This is a genomic window from Pseudomonas sp. 05N434 (genome assembly GCF_056396965.1).
In genome coordinates, this window is record NZ_JBFTMK010000749.1 from 1 (window position 1) to 1,908 (window position 1,908).

At 60.5% G+C, this 1,908-nt stretch carries 3 protein-coding genes; all 3 read right to left on the reverse strand.

Annotated features, from left to right (window positions below; all coding sequences use genetic code 11):
• Positions 1–693: Clp protease N-terminal domain-containing protein (locus AC1DLB_RS28895; RefSeq protein WP_477786178.1), on the reverse strand; the 693-nt coding region annotated here is incomplete at its 3' end.
• Positions 686–1,738: a type VI secretion system baseplate subunit TssG gene (tssG, locus tag AC1DLB_RS28900; protein ID WP_138866529.1), complete on the reverse strand. Its 1,053-nt coding sequence runs from the start codon at positions 1,736–1,738 to the stop codon at positions 686–688. The genes tssG and AC1DLB_RS28895, both read right to left, overlap by 8 nt.
• Positions 1,702–1,908: type VI secretion system baseplate subunit TssF (locus tag AC1DLB_RS28905; protein WP_477786179.1), on the reverse strand; the 207-nt coding region annotated here is incomplete at its 5' end. The genes tssG and AC1DLB_RS28905, both read right to left, overlap by 37 nt.

The window sequence follows — 1,908 nt, forward strand, 5'->3', positions numbered from 1 at the left end:
GTTCTGCCGACGACGCATGAGGATGTCTACCAATTGGCGGATCTCTTCGTCACGGCCGACGATCGGGTCAAGCTTGCCACTGCGCGCTTGTTCGGTGAGGTCGACGGTAAAACGCTTGAGCGCTTCCTGCTTGCCCATGGCACTTGGGGCCATGGCGCCACTGGCTTCACCGGGCACGCTGCCGGCGTTGAAACCATCGCTGGCGCTGAGTGCATTTTCCGGCGAGTCGCCGACGTACTCGTCAAAACGCTCGCTCAGGGCCTCGACCTTGATCTTGTCGAACTCTGCCGACAGTCCCAGTAATCCATGGCGCAGGCTTGGGGTCTTGAGGATGCCCAGCACCAGATAACCGGTACGCACCTGGCTTTCGCCGAACATCAGGCTGCCGTAGACCCAGCCACGCTCCACGGCTTCTTCCACATGGGAAGACAAGTCAGTGATTGACGTCGAGCCCCGTGGCAAACGGTCCAGGGCGTCGGTCAGGTCCCGGGCCAGGCGCGCCGGCTCGATATTGAACTGGCGGATGAGTCGGTGCAGGTCCGAATCCTGCAATTGCAGCAACTGATGAAACCAGTGGGCCAGTTCCACATAAGGGTTACCGCGCAACTTGCAGAACACGGTGGCGGCTTCGATGGCTTTGTAGGCCACGCTGTTGAGTTTGCCGAACAACGCGGCGCGACTGATTTCACCCATGCTCTTGGCTCCTTGAGATCTGTGAGGTGTTGGCTTGCTCGGCGTAATGCCGGGCCAGTATTAAGTCCTTGGCATCTTTTGCGGGCTTGCCCACCCAGGTATTGAACCCCAGGCGGAAGCGGCCATTGAGTTGCAGTGTCGGCACTTCGGGCTGTTTCAGAACCAGGTTCAGATCCCAGTCCAGTTCATGGCCCAGGTATTCGGCCACCCAGGCCACCAGCTCATTGAAGGATGGGCTGCCGGGCAACATGCTCATGTAGTCATCCAGCTTGAGCGGCCCCAGGCGAATGCGGAATTTGTGCTGGCGATCCCAGACGCAACGGCCCAGGCAAAAATCCACGCCCAATTGATGGGCGCTGACGCCCACGCGGCTGCGCTCCGGCAGCACCAGCCATTGACCGACGTATTCTTCGATCTCCACCGGCAGGCCGAAGTACTCGCCGATGATTGCCTTCAAACCGTCGGGATAGCGGGTTTGTGCCGACAGATGACCGCTGTAATGCAGCTTCGCCGTGTCGGGTATCAGGCCTTGTTTGAGCAGGCTCGGCATACCTCGACCGCTCAGCGCTGCCAGACGTGCCGACCAGTAGTCATCGTCCGGGCGATCATGGCTGACTGTCGGTCGCGCTTCGGCCCATGCCCGGTAAAACAGGCTCAGCAGGCGATGGTGGAATACATCCAGAAAGCGTTTGCTGGTGCTGTCGGCGTTGTTGCGCTGGCGTTCACGCACATACTCGGTGAGGTGCAGCGGCAACGGGCCGTTGGGGCCGCCGAGGCCAAAAAAGAATTGTTCCAGACGTGCCGGCGAACCGTCGATACCCGGCTGTACCGAGGCCAGGGTCGCCGGAGCGAAGGTGCAATCGGCTTGTTGCCCAAGGCGCAAGGGGTCATCGGCCAGGCGCAACGAATGACCCAGGCGCGGAAGCTCAGGCGATTCGCACTCGATGCGCCGTAATGCCTGGAAGAAGTCGTATTCCCAGGGCTCCTGGTGCATCGCRTCCAGGGTATTCACAGGGTCGGACGACGTCCGGGTTTGGCTTTCCATCGCATGATCTCGCCGCGCTCGGTGGTACGGATCACCGTCTCGGTAAAACTGTTGATCGACACGTAACGTGCCAGGAAGCGCTCGAACACTGCACCGAGCAAAAAGACGCCCGTGCCACGAAACGCGTTCTCATCGAATTCCAGGGTGATCTCCAGGCCGCGGCCAAACAC